Below are 21,576 nucleotides of genomic sequence, written 5' to 3'. Positions count from 1 at the left end.
CTTAAAAATCCAGTTTTAAATTTGCGCCTATTGCCCTGGTAGAAGGAAATTGGCCTATCTCAATTCCTGCCATGATCTGCGACCCGTTCATTGTAGCCGTTTCGGGGTCGTACATCGGGAATTTTGTCCAGTTGAACAGGTCCCTGCCATATACCCCGACAGCCAATTGCTTGATAAATGTGCCTTTCAACCATTTTTTGGGAAGATCATAATTCAGTGTTACTTCCCGCAGTTTCACAAAACTTGTGGAAAAGACATTTGCTTCCATATTAGTGTAATTGAAGTAGCGGGAGTAATAAGTAGCTGCAGAAACGTTAGTTGTATTAGGCACATAAGTACCGTCCGCTTTTTGTACAACGCCTGGCCCTACAATTCCTGTTTCTCTCCCCGGCAATGTTTCTCTTAATTTCCCATTGGCCGCCATAATAGCATGAGAATAAGACATCATCTTACCTCCCTGGCGTATATCTACCAGGAAAGAAAATCTTAGCCGTTTATAAGAAAGTTCATTTTTAATACCTCCCTGCCAGTCGGGGCTGATGCTTCCCCTGTTTTGCAGCGTATCCGTCAGCAATGGAAGCCCGGAATTATCATAGATCACCTGGCCATCAGGAGTGCGTTTCAATCCTAAACCATAGAGCTGGGGGAAAGATTTTCCTTCCTGCGCTACTACCTGGATGCTGGCCCAGCTTACATTATATAAGATCAGCATTCCTTCTGATCCCGGGCTGGTAGTTAACTCCAATGCTTTACTCCTGTTTGCCGCCCAGTTCAAAGTTACATTCCACCTGAAGTCACGGTTGTAGTAAGGAATACCGGTAAGCATAATTTCAACTCCCTTATTCTGCACTTTCCCGATATTCACCATAGCATTTGAATACCCACTTGCGCCGTCGATCGGCAGGCTTAATATCTGGTTGTTCGTCACATTGCGGTATACAGACCAATCGATGCCCAACCGGCTGTTCAGGAACCTGAAATCACCTCCTGCTTCAATGGCGTTCGTCAACTGGGGCTTCAGGTTCTTGTTAGGCAATGTGCCTGGCGATGTAAGCGATCCCGGGAAGCTGGTGGACGAATAGTTTTCCAGGAAAGTATATGCTGTTCTTGCATCCACACCAGTGCTGGCGTACGAAGCCCGAAACTTGGCCTGCGATACGAACTGCGGCAGTTTTACAAGCTTATCCAACAACACGCTGGCATTGATACTTGGGTAAAAGAAGGATTGATTTTGTTTTGGAAGCGTAGAAGACCAGTCATTCCTTCCTGTTAATTCCAGGAATACTTTCTCACGAAAATTCAGGTTCAGGAATCCATATAAACTGTTAACCAGGAAGCTTGCCCTATCAGGAATGGTAACAACAGGGTCCCTGCTGTTTCCCAGGTTATAAACCCCTGGTATCACCAAATTATCCGCCCGGTTATCCGTGTATTTATAATCGTTAAACCGTTGGTTGCCTCCGAAGCTGGCTGTATACTTGATTCCGCCGGGCAGTTTATTGTCATACTTCAACAGGAAATCGCTATTGTTCTCTATCCTGAAAACAGATTGCTGCCTGTACATACCTTGCTTAAATTTATAGGTAGACATAGGACGTAGCTGTGTTCTGAATTCGTAGTTCAGATCCATGCCCGAACGAAGCGAAAGACTAAGCCTGGGAGTAAGCTGCACCACTGCGTTAATATTGCCTATGACATCGTGTTTATCTGTGCCATTCAGCATTTCATACGAAATAAGGTATGGATTATCCATTCCCGGCCAGAATGGGCTTTGTTGTGCTACCTGCTCCTGGTTAGGAAGCCACATGGGTTTATTCCATTCCACGTTATTGTTTGGAGCCGTCTGGTTCACGTAATACATGATGGTTTGGTTGTTGTAGCCCTGTGCCGGCAGGTTATCGCTAAACTTCCGGTTATAGTTCAGCTTTCCGCTGATGGTAACTTTGTTTGATATTTTCTGGTTTCCCGAGAGCCAGGCAGACACCCTGCTAAAGCCTGAATTTGGGGTTATCCAGTTATTTTTAAGATAGGTAATTCCTGCTCTCATATTTGGCCCGGCTACACCAATTGTATTTGTGCTTGTAAAACCGTTCCTGAAGATTCCCTTATAAGCATTTTCATAAGGTACCCATGGTACGCGTTCAGTTCTTTGCCCGGTAACCGGATCGATCGGCGAATTGTACTGGAAGTAAGACTGGCCCGCAAACCTGGCACCCCAGGCCGCCGTTGCTGTTTGCAACGAATTGCCATCCACCGTGTTGCCATACGAATAATACCTGGCGCCGCCACCGCCCGCGCCGTATTCATATTGATAATCCGGCCACCTGTTCACCTGGCTTATTTCCTGGACGGTGTTGGCATAGACGCCCCAGCCTTTTGTTTTGTTATTTGATTTTGTTGTAATGACGATGGCGCCGTTGGAAGCCCTTGACCCATACAGTGCAGTAGCACCCGGGCCTTTCAACACCGTGATGCTTTCAATCTCTTCTGGGTTCAGGTCACTGAGCGAACTTCCAAAATCTACAGGGCTGTCTGCATCCACTAATGGACCGTTCCCGGTTCCCGACTGGGCTGTGCTGATAGGCACCCCGTCTACCACTATCAGGGCTGTGCTGCCTCCCAGCGCCAGTACATTGTCGCCGCGCAATACAACATCGCTTGAGCCCAGCGGGCCTCCTACCTTGTTGAGGGTAAGCCCTGCTACCTTCCCGCTAAGCGCGTTGATCCAGTTATTTGTTGGAGCGCTGCTTACTTCATCTCCATCTACTTTCTGAATGGCGTAGCCCAGCGATTTTTCGTCTTTCTTTATACCCAATGCCGTTACCACTACTTCCTGCAGTTTGCCTTCCTGGCGTTGAAGTGCGATATCCAGCCTGGTAGTTGTTCCCGCCTTAATGGTTACAGGCGCTATGCGGTTGTTCTTATATCCAATGAATGACGCTTCAGCGATATAGGTACCCTCCGGCAACTCCAGTGTATATATTCCCTGTTCATTACTTGCAGCGCCTTTGCTTCCAACACGGATACCGGAGCCTATAAGTATTTCCCCGTTGGCGGCATCGGTAATTTTACCTGTCAGTTTTCCCGGTTGCTCTTTGCCGGAAGAAGAGGAAGCACGTACAAGGGCCACAGCGATATTTTTGCCAAGTACTGTATAGTCAACTCCTGTCTGTGCTTTTAACTGCTCCAATACAGTTCCCAACGGCGTGTTCCTCCAGTTAACCTGTTTTAGGCGAATAGCAGATAACTGGGGCTGATCGTAGGAAAAAATGTAGTGTGTCTGCTGTTGCAGTTGCTGCAGAACTGTAGTTAACAGTATAGCTTCTGCTTTAAGCGTTACGGGGGCTGATAACTTTTCTGTCTGGGCATTTGAATAGGCAGATGGCCAGGCAGACAGCAGCCCAATGAAGGCAATAAGGATCCAGGCGCCTGACTGCTGTCGCAGGCGGTTTACCTTTTTTTTCATACTTTGCGGATGTTTTAAGCGTTTTTTCGGAACGTTTTTTTCGGGCAGGGCCAGGCGAGGCCCTGCTTTTTTATTATGGTTTTGATGTAATAACTATATTTCCCATTGCATCTTTGGTGATTTTCAACTGGTAGATGAACAGCATATGGTTTAATACTTCTTCCAGCGTGGCTTCAGCAGGGTAGTCTGCGGTCACTACCTTGCCAGAGAGCAGCGAGTCGTCCGCGAATACCGGCTTGTTATAATGCTCGCTTACTCTCTTCAGCGCTTCTTTCAGCGGGATCTGGTTGAATATCATATTGCCATGCATCCATCCGATAACATCAAGGCTTCCTGTTTTGACAATCTCTCTTTTGTTCTCCTTGTTTATAAGCGTTTCTCCGGGTTTCAGCTGAGCTGAAAAAGAATTTTCCGGATCGCTGACTTTAATTGCCCCGGATATTAATGTTATGCGCAGGTTTCCGTCTACGTTGTTATCTATATTGAAAGTTGTTCCCAGCACTTGCGTTATAGTTCCGCCACTCTCAATGGTAAGCGGGTGTTTGGGATCGGTAGTAACTTCAAAATAAGCCTCCCCCTCCAGTTGCAGGGACCGGTCATTTGCGAAATCTTCGCTTACCAGGAGGGTACTGTTTTTATTTACCCAAACCTTCGACTGATCAGGTAACACGACCAGTTGCGGTGCGTTGCCCGTATTTGTTTTACCGCCATAACTCTTTACCCCGCGCGCGTTTGTGTTGAGGTTCAGGTACAAGGCGTAACCTGCAAACAGGAACAGGACGGCGGCGGCAGTACCTGCATAGTAATAAAATGAACGCCGGATAAGGGGCTTCCTGACGCCTGCGGCTTCCTCCAGCTTTTTACGCAAACGCTCCGCCATTTGGGCCGGCATGAGGTCGCTGCCCTCCATTTCCCGATTCATTACCTCCTCAGGATAAGGACCTTCGCCTTTCTCCAGCATTTCATACAGCGCCCGCAGTTCCGCCTCGGTGGCGGTACCATTCATATATCTCTGCCAGATGGATTTATCCTGGTCCATATCGTAGGATTTAGTTTTTTTGATACTTCTTGCATATACATGTTCGTTAAAGCATTCACTTTCCGCCAATGCCTGTGTAAACTAATTGTTAAGGAATTTTTTTGTTGGGAATGAGAAAAAATTATCTATTTTGTACTTCGTATTCCACATTATGAAATTTATGTTAAGCGGACCTACTTGTATTCCAGTCGATTAATTTTGCCGGCTACATGCAAATCACTAGTGAACATACGAATGAAGCCAACGCTTTCCTGGAAGCCTTTGAAAAGTCGAAAGACCGGCTTTACCGGCTTTTCATGAAGCATACAAGGGATGCTGTGCTCTGCGAGGATCTGTTGCAGGATTGTTACCTGCGTGCATGGGAAAAAAGAACTGTTGTAATCAGCCATCAATGGGAAAATTATATTTTCGGTATCGCTTACAACCAGCTGATGGACTGGCACCGCAAACGTCTCAAACATCAGCTTATACTAAAAGGCGATTGGACGACAGATGAAGAAGCAATTGAAGATTATACGCCCGCAACCCAGTTGTCGTTCAGGGAAACCCACCAAACCATTGCTGCAACGATCGCCCGACTTTCTGTGCAAAAGCAGGCAGCATACAGGCTTATAAAGGAAGAAGAAAAGTCTTATAAAGAAGCGGCCGTTGAACTGCAGGTTCCTGTCAGTACCCTGGAGAAACAGGTAGCCTCCTGTTTAAAAGCTATTCGAAAAGCATTATACAGTCTTTTTTAAGATCATCAATATAACAACTAAAAAACAAGGGTTGGCCTTTACCGGTCAGCCCTTTATCTTTGCCGAACACATTAAATACAGCATTGCGACATGAAAGAACAACTGGATGACTTGATTAAAAGATCTAAAGAGAACGCCGTCACTTTCAAAGAAGTGATTGATTTTATAGAAACCCATTACCATCATCAGCCTACAGCTTTCAGGAATGGCGATGCGTATAACGAAGCTACCCAGAACCAGGGCAGCGCAAAGGTTTTCTCTTTTGCCAAAATACACCAACTGAAAGAAGAGGACACACTGCCTTTATTTGCAGAACATTACCAGTCTGTATTACAGAACCCTCATGGAACGGATCACCAGAACATCAGGCAGTTCGTAGCCCATGGCTGGGCTGGTATTGCCTTCGAAGGAGAAGCGCTGACCGCTAAATAAACATCAATGAAAAAGGTCTGCCTCCCGGTGAGGAGACAGACCTTTTTTTGGATTAATCTTTTACTCGTTGCCCGCAAAAACCATTGTGCGGTAGATTGCTGACTTCAGCCTTTCCATTACCCACTCTTTTTCTTCAGCAGAAAATTCTTCCAGTATATTACCATAATTCTCTTTAAAATCGGTGAGCACATCTTCCAGGAATTCCGACTGGATCTCCGCTACTCTCGTTTCATTATTCATATCCAGGGCGCCGATCTTGGAAACAGCGCTTTTGAGCCTGTTAACCGTAACATAGGTTTTCAACTCATCTACGATGTAAGAAAGATCCTCCGTTTTCGAAGATACTTCCGGGATAAAAGACCAACGGGCCGCCTGGTGAAATTTTTCCTCTTCATCAAATTCGGGGTTCTTCAACTTCACGATAGGCCGGTCGGCAAACTGGCTGTCAGCGGGCTGATTAAAAGGCTTTACAACCACGCCTTCTATGAGGTTATTGCTCAACTCAGGCAGCTGGAAGGCTGAAGGAATAGCCGAATTGATCCTGGTATTGAAATTGAGCGCCTCGTTAAATCGGCCTATGAACAACGGCTTTGCGTAAAATATCCCAAACTGTTCGAAATAATTCACTGCTGTTTCATAATCCAGGTATTGTTTGCCGTCTGCTGTTTCTATTGCAATATCAAAAGCGCAGAAATGTATGCCCGGCGTATAATAAACGCCTGTTTGAACAGCCTGTACCTGCTTGTCTTCCGCTACTTCCGGGTGAGGATATTTGCCGCCAAACAACTCGCCGTATACAATGTATTTAGCACCCTGTACTTCAGCGCTGAGGCGCTCAAACAACCGGAGTATATTGTTTTCCAAACGGCTCACTACCAACTGGAATCCAAAGAAATCATCCGTCCATTTCAGGTATTCCCTTCTCTTGGCAAATTTCAGGCTGCCATCTTCATACACAAAACTAAAATTCGCGCCATGCACTTTTTCCGTAACCACCCACTTCAATTTCTCCAACCTGGAAAAATCACTTTCATCCAACTGCAATTTTTTAAAACTATTGGGCATCTTTTCATAGCCCGAAAACTCACTCATAACTCTATTATATTTCTTGCCTGGTTATTCCCAACCGCAACATCTTCCTGCAATGGGAACAAGACATTTAATCTTTTCTTCATTATTCATTCTCCCTGTTCGCGTTCAACTCGGCCAGGTATTTTTCATTCAACGGAAAGATCTTCTTTTCCAGCAATGCAAAAAACTCCAGGGCCTTTTTAAACTTTCCTGTGTCTGTAACCGAAACATTATACACAGTACTATCGTACCCATCTGCATCTTGCGTCCGCAGCGTTACCCGTTCATTGCCTGCTTCATCTTTGATGATATCAAAATGGAAGAAAGCAAACCTGTCATCTTCCTCTTCCGCATGAGGTATGCTTTGGATGATACCGATCCTGGGCGCCCGCTCCGTTGCAGGATCTTCCTGCCTGAATTCTATCATTAAATTGCCTATGTACAACACTTCTGCCTCATCGTTATAGTAGTCGCTGTATCTTTGCTTCACCAGCGGAAGCGCCATAATCGTCCTGGCTTTTTCCAGTGTAACTTCTTCCCTGAATTTCTGCTGGTAAAATTCCATGGCCGAAAATTCTTTCAACAGGTTTTTATATCCTGTTTCTAACAGGCTACGGAGATGAGGTTGCGGATGTTGTAAATCCAGGGAATGCCATTCCTGGTCGTCGCCTGTCAGCGATTTATAGGTAATGGCCCGGCGCAGCGAATTTTCATATTCAAAACAGAAGACCATTATCGCATATTCCTCTTTATGCTGGAAATAAAGATTGGTAGAGAGAGGCTTATCCTGTTGTACAGTTACCCTTGTAAAAGTATCTTCTCTCCAGAATTCTATTTTCTTCAATGCACTTTCAGAACTGCCAAAAAGGGAGAAGAGGAAAGAGGTCCTGAAACGTTCCATATTGTTGTCTGTAAGGAAATCGCCCTCGAAGACATACGGGATGGTTTCTTCTTCCCGGGCGGCGATCTCACCGCGCAATACCGGCTCATTCGCCCCAAGGCGCCTGTTTATCTCGGCAGCATCCAGCCAGTCTTTAAAACTATAAATTTCATCCGCTTCTACGTCATCAACCAGGCAGGCCTCTTCAAATGCCGATTCCATCACCTCCCTGGAGATATCCCCGTTTGCGTCGTCGTCGTTTGCCAGCAGGGCGATATCAACATTCTCTTTCCGGAGGAAACGCTTCCAATCGAAATGGTATTCGTCTGTAGCCATGAACACCCGTGCAGCAACATGCCCCTCTGCCTGCAGCTCCCCGTGGTTGTAGTCTCCCCAATAGAGGTCATGCACCAGAAGGTCGCCGCAAACGTAGATCTCCTGTCCGCCTACGGCGATATTATCCGCCTCCAGGTTGCCGAGTACAATTAACGACACCGCCCCATCTGTTTCAGCGTTCATTATATTTTTAGCCCGCAGGTTTCCTGTTATTACTATCAAACCAATACTCTCCCTCAACGATTCGTCGTTAAGCGAAATATCCAGGTTAAAAAAGTCGAGATTGATATTTTCTGTAACCGCATTTCCTTCATAGAATGCAGCATATTCGTTTGACATGTCTTCATGGCGCCTGTGCTTTATCCACCAGGAACCTGCCGGCAACAAATGCTTTATGTCGTTAAATTTCTTTACTTCAAAAACCGGTTGCATATACTTTTTTTAATCCTGCGGGAAAATCTCCGCAGCTTTCCGTTGTAAATAATCTTCTGCGTATTTCAGTTTAGCTGGGTCCAATTGGGCGACAGATTCCAGTTCTGCATCCAGGCGGGCAGTATTCCCCTCAAAGGTTATGTAAACGCTCAGGTCTTCATCTCCCCAGAAAAAGGGAAAGACAATGCAAAAATCGTCCGGGTTATTCTCTTTATACTCCGCCAGGCTCAGAATAAACGACAGCATAGGGATCATTTCCCCGTAGTTCTCTGAAAAAAAGATCAGGCCAAGGTTCAGCGTCTGCCCCGTTTCATCATAATCATAGAATGTTCCCGTATTCTTATTCTCCATCCAGCCATCAAGGATAGCTTTATTGGATGCAGCATTATAAGCATAAAGATCATTTTCGCTCAGGGGATGCGGGCTATACATTTTACGTGTATTCCACCAATTTGTCCAGTTGGCATCCAGGACGGGCGGCTTGGGCGGGGCCGCTAAAAAGGTTTCAAAACGCTCTTGGGAGAGGTGTATTCTCGCAAACAATGAATTGGGTTCCGACATAATATTTACTTAAAAATTAATACAACACGATATCTATCGTTGATACATTTGCAAATATGAGCCAGGAAAATAAATTTTTAGGTTAAAACAAAAAATTTATTTTCCATTTTATATTCGTTAGGTATATGCCCATTCCTGCAAGGAAATCACTTCTGTATTAAAGCATTGGCGAAAAAAGTTATAAGGTTTATTAAGATGAATAACCTGGAAAAATCACAACCCTTCACGGTAACTGTCAACCAACCCAGTATCGGCGTTTTAACTACGCTGGTAGCAGAAAACGAGGTATCGGAAAAGAAAACACCCTGCTGGTATTGAACTGGCGACTCAGTTAAGATCTAAGGCAACCGGGGAGAGATTTCTCCCCGGTTGCTTTTTCTAATTGCAGGTATCACATTGCCGCTGCCTGCACGGCGAGCGACAATGCGGCAATATCTCCTATATTTTCGGAAAGAAAATTATTTTTTCCCAGCCTTTAACTTCAGGTACTCCTCTTCCGTATAAAGATGCTCCGCCGGCAGGTCGCCTGCAAAGCGGTCGTATTCCGGCGTAACAGCCAATGTTGTTCCTTCATCATCTTCCAACACAATATATAATGCAGCAAACCTGAAATGCTCGTTCATTAAGAACTTAACAGCGGTGCAATGCCACTTTTTATCATCGGCGTATTCATATCTTTTTCCGTCGAGGATATTGGTATAACCGGGCTTTACATAAAAGTATCCTTTCCTGTACATGTAGAAGTTCTTATTCAACCAGGTTTCGCGCAGTTTAGCCAGCTGCCCGCTTATTGCCACATCATAGCTCCGCAGGTCTGTAATCTTTACTTTCCAGGTAATGGTTTCACCGGCATCATCTTTCAATTCAAACTCATAAAAAGGAACCGCCGCTTTCGCGTTTAGTTTAGCGCCGGTAATGGTAAAGGTCTTGTTTTCGAGATCAGAATAATCAGTGCCGGGAAACAGTACGTTAGTCGCCCTATTCCAATACAGGGTGGGTTTATAGATGCTGGTTTGTTCGCCCGTCTTTTCCGCAAGTTCATATTTCGGCAGCTTGTTGGTAACATCCGCCACATACAGGTGATTAGAAGGCTGGCGTAAAAAACTCTTCATTTCAGTGGTGAGCAATGCGCCGACAGGCACAGAATGGGAGCGGAACACAAAGAACACTGTATCTTCTTTCGTGAACTCCCCGCCTTTGAAACCACGGTTGCGTTGCAGGAAAATGATCTGCTGCCCCACAAGAGAAGCCGGATCGGTATACCTGTATCTTCTTTCCTGGTTGCGCGAGAGATCCCGCGTCACCAACGATGCTAAACTATAAGTACTATCGTATGTCCGTAACCGTGGCATATCGCCATCTTCATCCTCTATCCCCTGCGCCCCGGCAACGATCACAGATAACAGCAGGAAAGCAGTCGTAAAACATTTCATCATGGGTTTGTTGATATTGGCCCGTTTATGCCTGGCCGAACACCAACAAAGTTACTTATAACTAATTCTTTTTACCATCCTTCTCTTACTTCATATAAAACAGCCGCAATACACAATATGCCAATAAGAAAGAAAACCGATCCCGGAAAGCGCTGCCGGTAAACAAAGAACAACAAAAATCCGACGATGATCAATAGCGGCCCGCTGCAGTAAACATGGATGTAAACCTGGTTGGGGAATGCCGGCAGTAAACGCCCCAGGCCCAGGTAATAAGATAAAAGCGGGTAAACCATTAAAATACCGACAATATAAAGCATGGTCAAAACAGTTGTCTTGACAGTTGCAGGAACAGGCATAGCTTACTATTTAAAGTTTAACAGTTGTAGGGTCACCGGTGAGTGCCATACAATCTTACAAATTCCATTTAAACTCTGTGTTAAACATAAAACCCAAAAGAATGGTTTGCCAAAAAGAAAAGTCCCCCGGCTTTCAGGCGGGAGACTTTTCGTTACACTTTAACCGGCTTATTGTATTATTTTTTGAATACAACAGCGATATTGTCTGGAATGGTAATTGGCATGTAATGTTCTATTAGCCAGCATGCTTTTTCGCCATTCTTCAAAACCTTGTTAGTTCCTTACTTGATCTTTACGATCCTGATATTGTCTATCGCCCCGTAAAAACCTGTGGCAGTTGGTACAGAAAGGAAATTGGCCGTTTGGATATTAATAGGACTGAAAGCATCAGCGCCCAGCAATTCAGTCAGGCTGCCTGCACTTACTCCTTTCCCGCTGTTGGTTCTGAACATGGTGAGCGGAATGGTTACTGTTCGCCATCCTTTGGCGGAATAGTTCACCGCGGCGCCTGTTGAGCTTACCCAGGGTTCGTACCTGGCAAGGAACGCCATGTCGTAATTCCGTACTACATAGAGGGTTGTTCCATTCCATGTTGATGGTACATTCAATTCAAACTTCAATGCATACCCGTCGATCGCGGTGTTAAGGCTATCTTTAGGAATCCATTGTACATTGTTTGTATTGATGCTTCGCTGGTTGTTCCACCATGTACCGTCGCCTGCCGCCAGTACATCATTCTTTAATACAGCATAGGTGCCGCTGTTCCCGGGGAATTCAGTGCTGCTGTTTTCCAGGTTGGTGCCCCAGGAGAACGGGTTGATGTCATCGAAGTTGCAAATCACGCCGGTTACCGGATCGTTTACATTAAACCTGGTAGAATCGACTCCTGATTTTGTAGTAACAATAACCTTACCGCTATGAGCCAGATGTGGCAGTATAAAGCCAACAACGGTACCGTCTGCAGCCATCGAGAAATCGCTGATCACTTCCCCGGCGAAGGAAAGCTTTTCTATAAAGAAAAGGTTGGAGCCATAAATATATACAGAATCGCCTGCCTTGGCATTTTCGTTTGAAATGGATGTTATCGTTGGCGGTGGCGCCAGGATATCAAACTTGTAACTAGTCGTTCCTTTTGAAGTTACATATGTTATTACGTTTAGCTTTTCGGCCGGGATAGTAGGGAAAGGTATAACAGCCGGCACCTGCATCACTGCGGTGGTATCAGAGAACATTACGCTTTTTATGGAAGCAGGTACGCCGTTGAAACTTACCTGCAAAGCATCGCTGAGGCCATGGCCGGATAATACAACCCACTGGCCGGCAAATACGGAGGTCACCAACGTATCATTAGGAGATGCAGCGTAATTTCTCACGTGAGTGATTACAGGTCCTGCTTTTTGTTCATCTTTTCTGCAGGCAGATTGTCCTGCCATTGCAACCAATGCCAAAAAAAATAACAGTAAACGGTTGCTGGTTGAGTTAGAAAATATTTTATCCACTGGAAATATTTTTTAGCTTAATAATAAGATACCGGCGCTTCCAGTAATTTCGGATTAGCTGTGATTTCAGATGATGGAAGCGGGAAAGTGAAAGTGTTGACAGTAGGCGGAGTGATTGGTCCCCAAGGGTCTTTTTCTGTTATTACGCCATCTGTGTAACTAAATGGTACACGTTTTTCACCTACCAGTATACTAATCGCTTTTTTAGAGTTGTAGTAAGACAATCTTACGAGATCTGTCCAATAGTGCCCCTCTCCTGCTAACTCTATCCGGCGCTCAATCATCAGGCTATCAGCATTCACCTTGGTTGCAGGCGCCAGGCCGGCCCTTTCCCGCACTTTATTAAAGTAAAGAAGTGCTTCGCCATCGGTGGTGTTGGTGTTGTTACCGAGTATAGATTCTGCGTATATCAGGTACACATCTGCCAATCGCAACAACGCATTATGTTCAATGGATGAGAACAAGTTCATAGTTGGGGCGTTGTTGTCTTTATTGGTTCCTATGATATGCTTCTTTAAGGCATTGTCGCCGGTAAAGGTAAACCCGCCGCCGGCCGCATTCAGTTCAGGATAATGATCGCCTTTCAGCATAAAAGTAGCTTTCCGCCTGATCGAATCTTTTAATGTATAGAGCCTGAACATATCTACGGTTGGCCCAATACCAAACCAGCCGGCCGTTCCGTTCGGTGAAATTTCGGTTCCGCCGGAAGAATAGATCTGCAACATATTTCCTTCCAGCCATCCGCCGCCGGGCGCCCACTGCAATGCAAACAGGGACTCCGGATTATCATTGAATTGCGCTTTGAACAGGTTGGCGTAATTAGGCAGCAGCGCTAACCCGCTGTTCTTGCAAACATTGCCCGCATATTTCTTTGCACTGTCGAGCAAGGCGGTGTTGCGCGAACCATTCTGGTTCAGCCCCGCAATTGTCAGGTAAGCTTTTGCCAGCATTCCCTGCGCCGACCAGGTGGTTACCCGCCCGGCCACATCTGTAACAGGCAGATGTTCGGCTGCAAATCGCAGGTCGTTGATCGCAAACTGGTATACATGTTCAGTTTTTACACGGTTAACCAGCGGAGTAACAACAAGCTTGCTGTTATCTTCTATAATAGGTACCGCCCCCCATAAAACTGCCAGGTTATAGTATATAAAGCCCCTGATAAAGCGCGCTTCTGCGATGGCTGCATTCTTGTTAAGCAAAGGAACAGAATCAGGAGTTTTCTCCTCGATCGCTTTGATAGTAACGTTGCAATGCGCGACAACTTTGTAGAACGCTCTCCAGTTGGCTACCATGATCTCATTGGCGCCGGTAATGGCAAACGTGTTCAGCTGAACGGCATCTCGCCAATAACCTACCGACATGTTGCCGCTTAATACATCACCTATTGGCAGGTAACAACTGTAATTCCACTCGCCCCAGGGAGTACCTGCATACAGCGCCGCTGTTGCCAATCTCAGGTCGTTGCTTGACTGATAAAAATTATCTGCGCTGATCTGCGACAGTGGCGGACGGTCCAGGAAACTCTTTGAACATCCTGCCAACACTATTATCATTATCTGGCAGTAGAGTAATTTTTTTATTAATGTCTTCATACTAATCAGGTATTAAGATGAATGCCTTTATTTGGTCAGTTTAATATTCGCTCCAATTGTGTATACGCGGGGTTGCGGGTAAAATCCGTTGTCAATTCCTGCATTTAACGGGTCCCATGATCCGATCTCAGGATCCATTCCCGAATACTTGGAGATAATAAAGGCGTTGGTAACATTGAAATACACCCGCAGGTAGTGAATACTGATCTTGCTGAGTAATTTTTCAGGGAAAGAATAACCTAAAGTAATATTCTTGCAACGCAGGAAGCTGCCGTTTTCCACGAACTTGTCTGAGTTCCTGTTATTGTCATTCGTATTATCATTCCTCATACCTACTACCCTGGTTTCAGGGTTCTTAACATACACATTATTGATGTCGGTAGCCGAACCTTTAGGATCTATCAGTTCCAGTTGCGCATAATTCATGAGGTTACGCAGGTAACCAAAGCTGGTGCCGGGATATTCTCCATTTTTCCGCAGCTGGTTGAATACTTTGTTGCCAATATTGGCATTGAAAAAGATATTCAGATCGAAATTTTTATAGGAGAAACTATTATTAAAACCAATCTGGTATTTAGGGATTGGCGAGCCCAGGAAAGTCTGGTCGGCCTCGTCGATAACTCCATCACCATCCAGGTCTTTGAATTTCAGGTCTCCGAACCAGATGCTTCCGCCGCTGGCGCCTACAGGTGCAGGCACTTTGTTCTTGGCCGGACGGGGATGCGTTTCCAATTCCTTCGCCGTAGCAAATACTCCACCGTCTATCACATAACCATAAAACTCGCCGATCGATCTGCCTACCACCGTATTGGTGTATTCACGGTTGAGAGATGCGCCATCTGTATTCAGTTTGAGCACTTCATTAATATTCCTTGAAACGGTGATATCAGTTTTCCAGCTAAACTTCTTCGTCTGGATATTGGTTGAGCTGATCCTGAAGTCAAAACCTTTGTTATTAACCGTTCCTATGTTAACATAAGGAGCATCCAATGCACCCGGCGCATAACCAATTGAAGTACCGGAATATAATGGAAGCGGTATTTGCATCACCAGGCCGTCTGTTCTGCGGTTATATACGTCTAAGGCAAAATTCAATCGCCAGTTAAACAACGTACCCTCCAGGCCTATGTTTGCATACTTGGTTTTTTCCCACTGCACAAGCGGGTTGCCCACATTCACTGTAAGCTGGGCTATACCGGTAAGGCCTGTAGCTACCGTAGTTAAGGTAGAAGTATACGCATAGTCCCTGATATTCTGGTTATTGGTCAGACCATATCCCTGTTTCAGTTTTAAATCGTTTACGTTCCTGGATTGCTTCAGGAATTCTTCATTTTTGAGCTTCCATGCGAAGGCGCCGGAGTAAGTGTTCACCCAACGGTTATCTGGCGCAAACTTGGAAGATCCGTCTGCCCGCAGGTTGACGGTGAACAGGTATTTATCATCCAACCCAAAGTTCACCCTGCCGAAATAGGATTCCAGCGCATTTTGTCCCTTTGTTCCCGTATTAGTGGCGGTGGTAGGGTCTCCGCTACTGATCACCTGTACATTGTTGGAAGGAAAATTATTCCTGGTAGCGCTGGAGCCTTCGTTGGTACTCACCTGGGCTTCGTGTCCCAGCAATGCGTTCACATTGTAACGGCCCTGGAAATCATGGGTATAAGTAAGATAGTTCCTGATAGTAGTGAACTGGTTCTGGTTATAGATATAGGAAGCGCTGTTGAGTGTATTTTTAACCAGGCCAAAGGTGTAGGTAGGATTAAACCTGTCTTCTGTGGCGGTAGAGTAACTGATAGTCGCTTCATTGCGGAGACTGAGATCTTTGTAGAACTGGATCTCAGCGTATAAATTTCCAAACAGCTGGTTCCTGTTCACCTGGTCTTTATTGATCAGGGCGATGGCGTATGGGTTGACAATATTATTGTTCACCCAGCCGTCGGGATTGTAGTTCCCGCCCCAGCTTCCGTCAGGGTTTTTCACCGCAATATCCGGTGTTTGGCTCAATGCTGTATTGATCACACTAGACCCTGAGGTGTTCACATTTTCTTTAATATTCACCAGCTGCAGGCTGGTACCGATCTTTAACCAGTTGGTCGTTTTATTGTCGAGGTTCAGGCGAACTGAAAGGCGTTGGAAGTCAGATCCTACAGCAATACCTTCCTGTTTAAAAAAAGAACCTGAAAGCAGGTATTGCGTTCTTACATCGCCACCGTTTATAGTAAGGGAATGATTAGACATAGGGGCATTCCTGAAAAGTTCTTTCTGCCAGTCGGTTCCTTCACCCAGGTATTGAGGATTCACAAATTCTTCGCGGGTATCAAATCCCCAGCCTATACCTTTATTTCTTTCATTAATAAAAGTGGCATATTCTCTCAGGTTCATTAGTGGCAATCTTTTCGGGATCTGCTGGTAGCCCATGTACATATCGTAAGAGATGGCAGGAGGCGCCACCAGTCCTCTTTTTGTAGTGATCACGATCACGCCGTTGGTAGCCTGCGAGCCGTAGATAGCTGTTGCGGAAGCATCTTTCAGGACGTCGATAGACTCAATTTCAGAGGGGTTGATACCAGCCAGCGGGTTCGTTCCTGCTCCCAGGTTGGCTGTTCCTCCTATTATCACGCCGTCAATTACATACATAGGGGCGCTGCCGCCAAAAGAGGAAAGACCGCGAAGCTGTACAGATACCGCTCCACCCGGCTGCCCGGAGATCTGTTGTACCACCAGCCCGGGTACTTTTCCCTGTAAAGCCTGGTCGAAAGTAACCGGCTGTGTTTTCCTGATCTCGTCGCCGCTTACAGAAGAAATGGAACCGGTAACATCTTTACGCTTTGTTTTACCATAACCTATCACCACCACATCTTCCAGTTGGGAAACGTTGTCTTCCAGCTCTACTCTCAGGTTTGTGTTCTTGCCTACAGTTACTTCCTTCTTTTGATAACCTATCATGGAAAATACCAGTACATCGCCGGCCGAAGCAGCGATACTGAAACGGCCATCCTCGTCGGTAATCGCATGCTGACGGAGACCTTTTACCGTGATGGTAGCTCCCGGGATAGGGGAGGATGTTTTTTGATTGATTACAATTCCGCCAATCTTGGCTGTTTGAGCATAAACGTCTGCAGAGAAGAATAATCCCAGCAGCATCAGCCCCAACAACGCAATCTGGAAGCGCTTAATTTTGGTTGAGTTCATACGTGTTGCTTTAAAATGACAAAATTTTAACCTGTGTTCCGCACTCTCGCAGTCCGGATAAAAATCCAGACGCCCTGGTATGGCGCGAAATGGTTGCTTGTAACTTGTTTTTGCAGATTATGAGAAATAGCTTCCGGCCAGGAAGCCTGGGGCCTCACTCCTCCAACGGCTTCTGACGTCCGGCGAACAGTATCGGGTCAGTAGATAAAAATGGCGTAGGGAGAGGTGAAATACGTGGTACTAAGTAAAGGGTAGAAAATACATTCAATGCCCCAATTAGTCGCAAATAGCTTTTCAGGCCAATTAGCAATTGAAGTTTCATATACGTGGATTAAGTACCGTAAAACTAACTGTTGAGTAGAAGAGAGACGGTCCCAGATTGTTTCAAATACAAGGTCAATTTGTTACAATACCTCCTGCTGGCAGGGGGATTTCAGCGTAACAACCGGTTGCTAAACACTTTTATGATTAGCCGCGTATTGCGAGGGAGTGATGTTAAATTCTTCTTTAAAAAACTTCCTGAATACCTTCGGATCATTAAACCCGACCTGGTACGCCACCTCGGAAACCGACATTCCGCTTTTCTGTAATAATTGAGCTCCTCTTTTCAGCCGAACGGATCGGATGAAATCGGAAGGCGACTTGCCGGTAAGCGACATGATCTTCCGGTATAAGGTAACGCGGCTAACGAACATTTCCCGGCTGAAATCTTCGATGGAAAAACCCGGGTTATCCATCTGTCGTTCAGCAATTTCCAATGCCTGTTTTAAGAATTGCTCGTCAATAGAGGTGACAGTGATCTCACTGGGTTTAACCTCTACCTCGTGCTGGAAACGTTTCTGAAGGTGTTTTTGCTGGGCTAATAGATTTTTCATTCTGGAAACCAGGATTTCGTAGGTAAACGGCTTGGTGACGTAGTCGTTTACGCCAACAGATAAGGCCTCCAATTGTTTTTCTTCGCTGCCCATGGCGGTAAGCAGAATAATAGGTATATGAGAAGTAGTCATTTCAGAGCGGATCTTCTTTGCCAGTTCTACCCCATCCATCAATGGCATCATTATGTCGCTGACCACCAGGTCAGGAATGAGCGACCTTGTTTTCTCCCAGCCTTCCAGCCCGTTAGTCGCTTCTATGATATTATATAACCCCTTCAGGTTATCTTTCAGGTAGAAACGCAGGTCCTCGTTGTCTTCCACCAGGAGCAAAGACTTCTTCTTGCTCTTTTTATCGATGAACTCTGGTTCGTTGACAGCAGCCGTATCAGCCTCCGGAAGTGCAGGAACGTTCAACATCTTCCTCGCAGGCAGCATCACGGTAAAACAGGAGCCTTTTCCCGGCTCACTTTTAACAGTGATATTACCTCCATGAAGCCTTACAAATTCTCTTGTAATGGCCAGGCCAAGGCCTGTACCCTGGTTTACCATGCTTTCAGGGACATCTGACTGGAAAAACCGGTGAAAGATCTTTTCATGTTGGTCTTCAGGTATCCCTATCCCTGTATCTTTCACTTCCAGGACTATGGTACCCTCCCGTTCCATATCGGGCTGCATGGTATATTGGAGGCTTACCGTCACGCTGCCGTTTTCATGCGTGTATTTAAATGCGTTGGAAATCAGGTTCAAAAGGATCTTTTCCACCTTGTCTTTATCAAAATAGACCTCCAGGTTGTCGACATCCGACGTAAACGACAGGTGTATATTCTTCTTTCCGGCGATATCATTAAACGAAAAACAGATATCGCTGGTAAACCTGACGATATCGCCTACCGACGGATGCAACTTCATCTCCTGCACTTCTATCTTCCGGAAATCCAGCAATTGATTTACCAGGTTAAGCAGGCGACCGGCATTTCGCTGCACGAGGTTCAATTGTTTCCGGTGCTCTTCATTGGAAGTTTGTTTGATAATCCTGTCTAAAGGCGCGATAATGAGGCTCAAAGGAGTGCGGAACTCGTGGCTGACATTGGTGAAGAACTTGGTCTTTATCTGGTCGATAGCTCTTATCCTGTCGGCCTCCCTTCGCTGCTGCTGCAACACGAAACGCATGTGTATCCGGTCGAGGATCATTTTGCGGACCAGGAAGAATATACACAAACTTACCAACAGGTAAATGATATAGGCCCATGGGGTTCGCCAGAATGGCGGCGTAATATTGATGTTCAGGGTTTTAATGGGTCCCCAGCTCCCTCCTTTATTCAGCGCCTTTACTTCAAAGATGTAATGCCCCGGGTCCAGGTTCGTATAAGTGGCCCTCCGCTGGCTTCCATCGGCATATAACCAATCGGTATTGAAACCTTTCAGGCGGTAAGCATATTTATCATACTTGCTGGCGGCAAAATCCAGGGACGCGAATTCTATAGAGAAAACATTTTCATGGTATTTGAGATTCACTGTTTCCAGCTTCGGCAAAGCCTCCGGCAACAATACCCGGTTATTCACCACCTGGCCGGGAACAATACTTTTATTCAAAATATCGAAGCCGGTAAGCGTGATCGCCGCCGGATAGGAATGTTTCCCGATCTTTTCAGGATCAATGATATTAAAGCCTGCAGGCCCGCCGAAAACCAGCTCCCCTTTTGCAGTTTTAAGCGCTGCATTTTCATTGAACTCCCGGCTTTGCAGGTTATTGTTCTCATCATAATTTACAACAGCGATCCTGATACTGTCTTTGTCCTGGGTTGGTATGATATTGCATAACCCGTTGGAGGTAGAAACCCAGATGGAATGATGCGCATCCTCCAATATATTCAATACCAGGTTATCAGGCAGCCCCTCTGATACCGTAAATGTTTGTATGCCCCCGGTTTTACTGTTTATGATATTCAGTCCTTCCCTGGTACCTACCCATATATTCTCCCTGCTATCTTCCAGCAAACATATTATGCTGCTGCTACTGAGGCCATTCTTACCGGCCGAATACTGGTAAACACGCAAACGGGTTCCGTCAGGTTTATGTACTGAAACACCAAAATCGGTTCCTATCCAGAGGTTGCCTTTCCTGTCTTGCAGGATAGCGGAAACGCGTTCTGAGGCCGGGGCTACCGCCTCGCTTTTAAAATGCTCAAACTTCCCGGTTCTCCTGTCTAAACGATCCAGGCCTCCTCCCAGCGTTCCTACCCACAACTGCTGGTCTTTATCTTCAAATATTTCCCAAACCTTATCGTCCGACAGGCTGGAAGTATCCGCATTGTTATGCCTGTAGGCAGTAAACCGTTTTCCGTCGAACCTGTTTAACCCGCCCACATAAGTACCTATCCATAACACGTTGTCATGGTCCATCCATAAGCTTACAATCACATTGTTACTAAGACTGTTTGGATTGCCCGGCTCGTGCAGGTATTGTTTAAAAGTGTTTTTTTGCCTGTCGAAGTAGATAAGTCCGCCTCCATTGGTTCCTATCCACAGGTTGCCCTGCCGGTCTTCAACAAAGCGGTTTACATCGTCGTATGGCAGGCTCGTTGTTCTTGCGCCCTGGTGGCGGTAATAGGGGAACTGAACGATGCTGTTGTTCAGGTAATTTACTCCCAGTTTGTAGGTGCCCAGCCAGATGATCCCCCTGTCGTCTTTGTACATGGCTGTGATGCTGTTCTGGCTGATGCTCTTAGGATCATCGGGAATATTGACGAGGTTTTCAGTTTTGAAGTTGTTCTTTTTGTCGATCAGCGTTATACCGCCATGATCGGTGCCTATCCAGATAATCCCGTGGCTGTCCTGCACCACATGATTTACAATACTGGCATTTAGCCTGGTGGGAGAAGTATTTTTATCTATCAGCCTGGTGCTGTAGGTAGCAGGGTTAAAGAAGATGATCCCCGTGTTGAATCCCCAGAGCCAGATATCTCCATCTTCGTCGATATACATATCTTCAGGCTTGCTGGAACCATTCTGGATCACGGTACTGGCGGTCAGGAGTTTGCCCGAACCTGCATCGTATGCTTCAATAAGTTTGCTGTCGTAGAGTATCCAGAGCTTCCCATCCTTCGTTTCACCCATGTCAATGATCTTCTCCCGTCCCGGTTCTCGGGGGGATGAAGGAAAGGCTGAAGACCGTTTTGTAGATGCCGAGTACCGGAACAGTTTTCCATCGTTGTACAGGAACCAATACCTTCCATTTCCGCCTTTCCTGATATGTTTAATCCATCCGCCCGGCAAGCCGAGTTCCTTCAGGTAAGCATCCCCATTTGCATTGAACCGCTCGGTATCGGGGTTATAGATGCAAAGACCTTCTGTTGTTCCCACTCCCATTTTCCTGTCAGGCAGCTCATACAACGACACGATGTTATTGCTCTTCAATGCAGTGCTGTCGTTATGCACGGTGCGAAAGATCCTGCATGAGTATCCGTCAAACCGGTTAAGGCCTGATACAGTAGCTATCCAGACAAAGCCATCGGAATCCTTTAATATGGCATTCACCTGGTTATGGGATAAGCCATTCTGTATATTAAGTTTAGAAAAATTAAAGTATTCACTCTGCGCAAAGGAGATAAGTGACTGCAACAATAAAATTATCAAAATCTGTAACCGCATTCCAAATCGTTTATCCCTTTTTCAAAA

The 21,576-nt window shown here is 45.8% G+C and carries 14 protein-coding genes; 3 read left to right on the top strand and 11 right to left on the bottom strand.

Annotation, left to right across the window (positions count from 1 at the left end):
* Position 1: 1 nt before the first annotated feature.
* Positions 2 to 3,466 carry a SusC/RagA family TonB-linked outer membrane protein gene (locus tag BLV62_RS23635; protein ID WP_089764906.1) on the bottom strand — a complete coding sequence of 1,155 codons (3,465 nt, stop codon included), beginning with the start codon at positions 3,464 to 3,466 and terminating at the stop codon, positions 2 to 4.
* 73 nt (positions 3,467 to 3,539) lie between these two features.
* Positions 3,540 to 4,505, bottom strand: coding sequence for a FecR family protein (locus BLV62_RS23630; protein WP_139170372.1), 966 nt, complete (start codon positions 4,503 to 4,505; stop codon positions 3,540 to 3,542).
* A 209-nt stretch (positions 4,506 to 4,714) separates the two neighbouring features.
* Here BLV62_RS23630 and BLV62_RS23625 point away from each other — a divergent pair, with 209 nt between their 5' ends.
* Both BLV62_RS23625 and BLV62_RS23620 read left to right on the top strand, forming a co-directional pair.
* Positions 4,715 to 5,242, top strand: coding sequence for an RNA polymerase sigma factor (locus BLV62_RS23625; RefSeq protein WP_089764903.1), 528 nt, complete (start codon positions 4,715 to 4,717; stop codon positions 5,240 to 5,242).
* Positions 5,243 to 5,332: 90 nt separating this feature from the next.
* On the top strand, positions 5,333 to 5,674 hold the full coding sequence (locus BLV62_RS23620; RefSeq protein WP_089764901.1) for a HopJ type III effector protein: 342 nt from the start codon (positions 5,333 to 5,335) through the stop codon (positions 5,672 to 5,674).
* A gap of 60 nt (positions 5,675 to 5,734) precedes the next feature.
* Here BLV62_RS23620 and BLV62_RS23615 read toward each other — a convergent pair whose 3' ends face one another.
* From BLV62_RS23615 to BLV62_RS23605, 3 genes are all read right to left on the bottom strand, one after another.
* The gene (locus BLV62_RS23615) at positions 5,735 to 6,766 is read right to left on the bottom strand and encodes an RNA ligase family protein (RefSeq protein WP_089764899.1); all 1,032 of its coding nucleotides are present in this window, start codon (positions 6,764 to 6,766) and stop codon (positions 5,735 to 5,737) included.
* Between the two features lie 82 nt (positions 6,767 to 6,848).
* Positions 6,849 to 8,393 (bottom strand): hypothetical protein, encoded by a 1,545-nt coding sequence (locus BLV62_RS23610; protein ID WP_089764898.1) that lies wholly within the window; start codon positions 8,391 to 8,393, stop codon positions 6,849 to 6,851.
* Between the two features lie 9 nt (positions 8,394 to 8,402).
* Positions 8,403 to 8,954: a hypothetical protein gene (locus BLV62_RS23605; RefSeq protein ID WP_089764896.1), complete on the bottom strand. Its 552-nt coding sequence runs from the start codon at positions 8,952 to 8,954 to the stop codon at positions 8,403 to 8,405.
* Positions 8,955 to 9,149: 195 nt separating this feature from the next.
* On the opposite strand from BLV62_RS23605, the gene BLV62_RS28845 reads away from it, so the two are divergent.
* Complete coding sequence (locus BLV62_RS28845) at positions 9,150 to 9,272, top strand: hypothetical protein (protein WP_258522447.1); 123 nt, start codon at positions 9,150 to 9,152, stop codon at positions 9,270 to 9,272.
* A 140-nt stretch (positions 9,273 to 9,412) separates the two neighbouring features.
* Here BLV62_RS28845 and BLV62_RS23600 read toward each other — a convergent pair whose 3' ends face one another.
* The 6 genes from BLV62_RS23600 to BLV62_RS23575 all read right to left on the bottom strand — a co-directional run bounded on the left by BLV62_RS23600 (position 9,413) and on the right by BLV62_RS23575 (position 21,549).
* The gene (locus tag BLV62_RS23600; protein WP_139170371.1) at positions 9,413 to 10,390 is read right to left on the bottom strand and encodes a hypothetical protein; all 978 of its coding nucleotides are present in this window, start codon (positions 10,388 to 10,390) and stop codon (positions 9,413 to 9,415) included.
* A 68-nt stretch (positions 10,391 to 10,458) separates the two neighbouring features.
* On the bottom strand, positions 10,459 to 10,743 hold the full coding sequence (locus BLV62_RS23595) for a hypothetical protein (protein WP_139170370.1): 285 nt from the start codon (positions 10,741 to 10,743) through the stop codon (positions 10,459 to 10,461).
* 281 nt (positions 10,744 to 11,024) lie between these two features.
* Positions 11,025 to 12,242, bottom strand: a complete 1,218-nt coding sequence (locus BLV62_RS23590; RefSeq protein ID WP_089764891.1) for a glycan-binding surface protein — start codon at positions 12,240 to 12,242, stop codon at positions 11,025 to 11,027.
* 17 nt (positions 12,243 to 12,259) lie between these two features.
* Positions 12,260 to 13,834: a RagB/SusD family nutrient uptake outer membrane protein gene (locus tag BLV62_RS23585; protein WP_089764890.1), complete on the bottom strand. Its 1,575-nt coding sequence runs from the start codon at positions 13,832 to 13,834 to the stop codon at positions 12,260 to 12,262.
* A 27-nt stretch (positions 13,835 to 13,861) separates the two neighbouring features.
* A complete protein-coding gene (locus BLV62_RS23580; RefSeq protein WP_211117935.1) occupies positions 13,862 to 17,023 on the bottom strand; it encodes a SusC/RagA family TonB-linked outer membrane protein in 3,162 nt (1,053 codons plus the stop codon).
* Positions 17,024 to 17,475: 452 nt separating this feature from the next.
* Positions 17,476 to 21,549: a hybrid sensor histidine kinase/response regulator transcription factor gene (locus BLV62_RS23575; protein ID WP_089764888.1), complete on the bottom strand. Its 4,074-nt coding sequence runs from the start codon at positions 21,547 to 21,549 to the stop codon at positions 17,476 to 17,478.
* Between the last annotated feature and the right edge of the window lie 27 nt (positions 21,550 to 21,576).

This window comes from Chitinophaga terrae (ex Kim and Jung 2007), assembly GCF_900107795.1.
GTDB classification, from domain to species: Bacteria; Bacteroidota; Bacteroidia; order Chitinophagales; family Chitinophagaceae; genus Chitinophaga; species Chitinophaga terrae.
Note: the sequence above shows the minus strand (reverse complement) of the source record. Positions and strands in the feature narration are given on the sequence as shown.

Bases quoted from the DNA above. Each gene is read 5' to 3' on its own strand.
- BLV62_RS23635 (WP_089764906.1), bottom strand. From the start codon at position 3,466: ATGAAAAAAAAGGTAAACCGCCTGCGACAGCAGTCAGGCGCCTGGATC.
- BLV62_RS23630 (WP_139170372.1), bottom strand. From the start codon at position 4,505: ATGGACCAGGATAAATCCATCTGGCAGAGATATATGAATGGTACCGCC.
- BLV62_RS23625 (WP_089764903.1), top strand. From the start codon at position 4,715: ATGCAAATCACTAGTGAACATACGAATGAAGCCAACGCTTTCCTGGAA.
- BLV62_RS23620 (WP_089764901.1), top strand. From the start codon at position 5,333: ATGAAAGAACAACTGGATGACTTGATTAAAAGATCTAAAGAGAACGCC.
- BLV62_RS23615 (WP_089764899.1), bottom strand. From the start codon at position 6,766: ATGAGTGAGTTTTCGGGCTATGAAAAGATGCCCAATAGTTTTAAAAAA.
- BLV62_RS23610 (WP_089764898.1), bottom strand. From the start codon at position 8,393: ATGCAACCGGTTTTTGAAGTAAAGAAATTTAACGACATAAAGCATTTG.
- BLV62_RS23605 (WP_089764896.1), bottom strand. From the start codon at position 8,954: ATGTCGGAACCCAATTCATTGTTTGCGAGAATACACCTCTCCCAAGAG.
- BLV62_RS28845 (WP_258522447.1), top strand. From the start codon at position 9,150: ATGAATAACCTGGAAAAATCACAACCCTTCACGGTAACTGTCAACCAA.
- BLV62_RS23600 (WP_139170371.1), bottom strand. From the start codon at position 10,390: ATGATGAAATGTTTTACGACTGCTTTCCTGCTGTTATCTGTGATCGTT.
- BLV62_RS23595 (WP_139170370.1), bottom strand. From the start codon at position 10,743: ATGCCTGTTCCTGCAACTGTCAAGACAACTGTTTTGACCATGCTTTAT.
- BLV62_RS23585 (WP_089764890.1), bottom strand. From the start codon at position 13,834: ATGAAGACATTAATAAAAAAATTACTCTACTGCCAGATAATGATAATA.
- BLV62_RS23580 (WP_211117935.1), bottom strand. From the start codon at position 17,023: ATGAACTCAACCAAAATTAAGCGCTTCCAGATTGCGTTGTTGGGGCTG.
- BLV62_RS23575 (WP_089764888.1), bottom strand. From the start codon at position 21,549: ATGCGGTTACAGATTTTGATAATTTTATTGTTGCAGTCACTTATCTCC.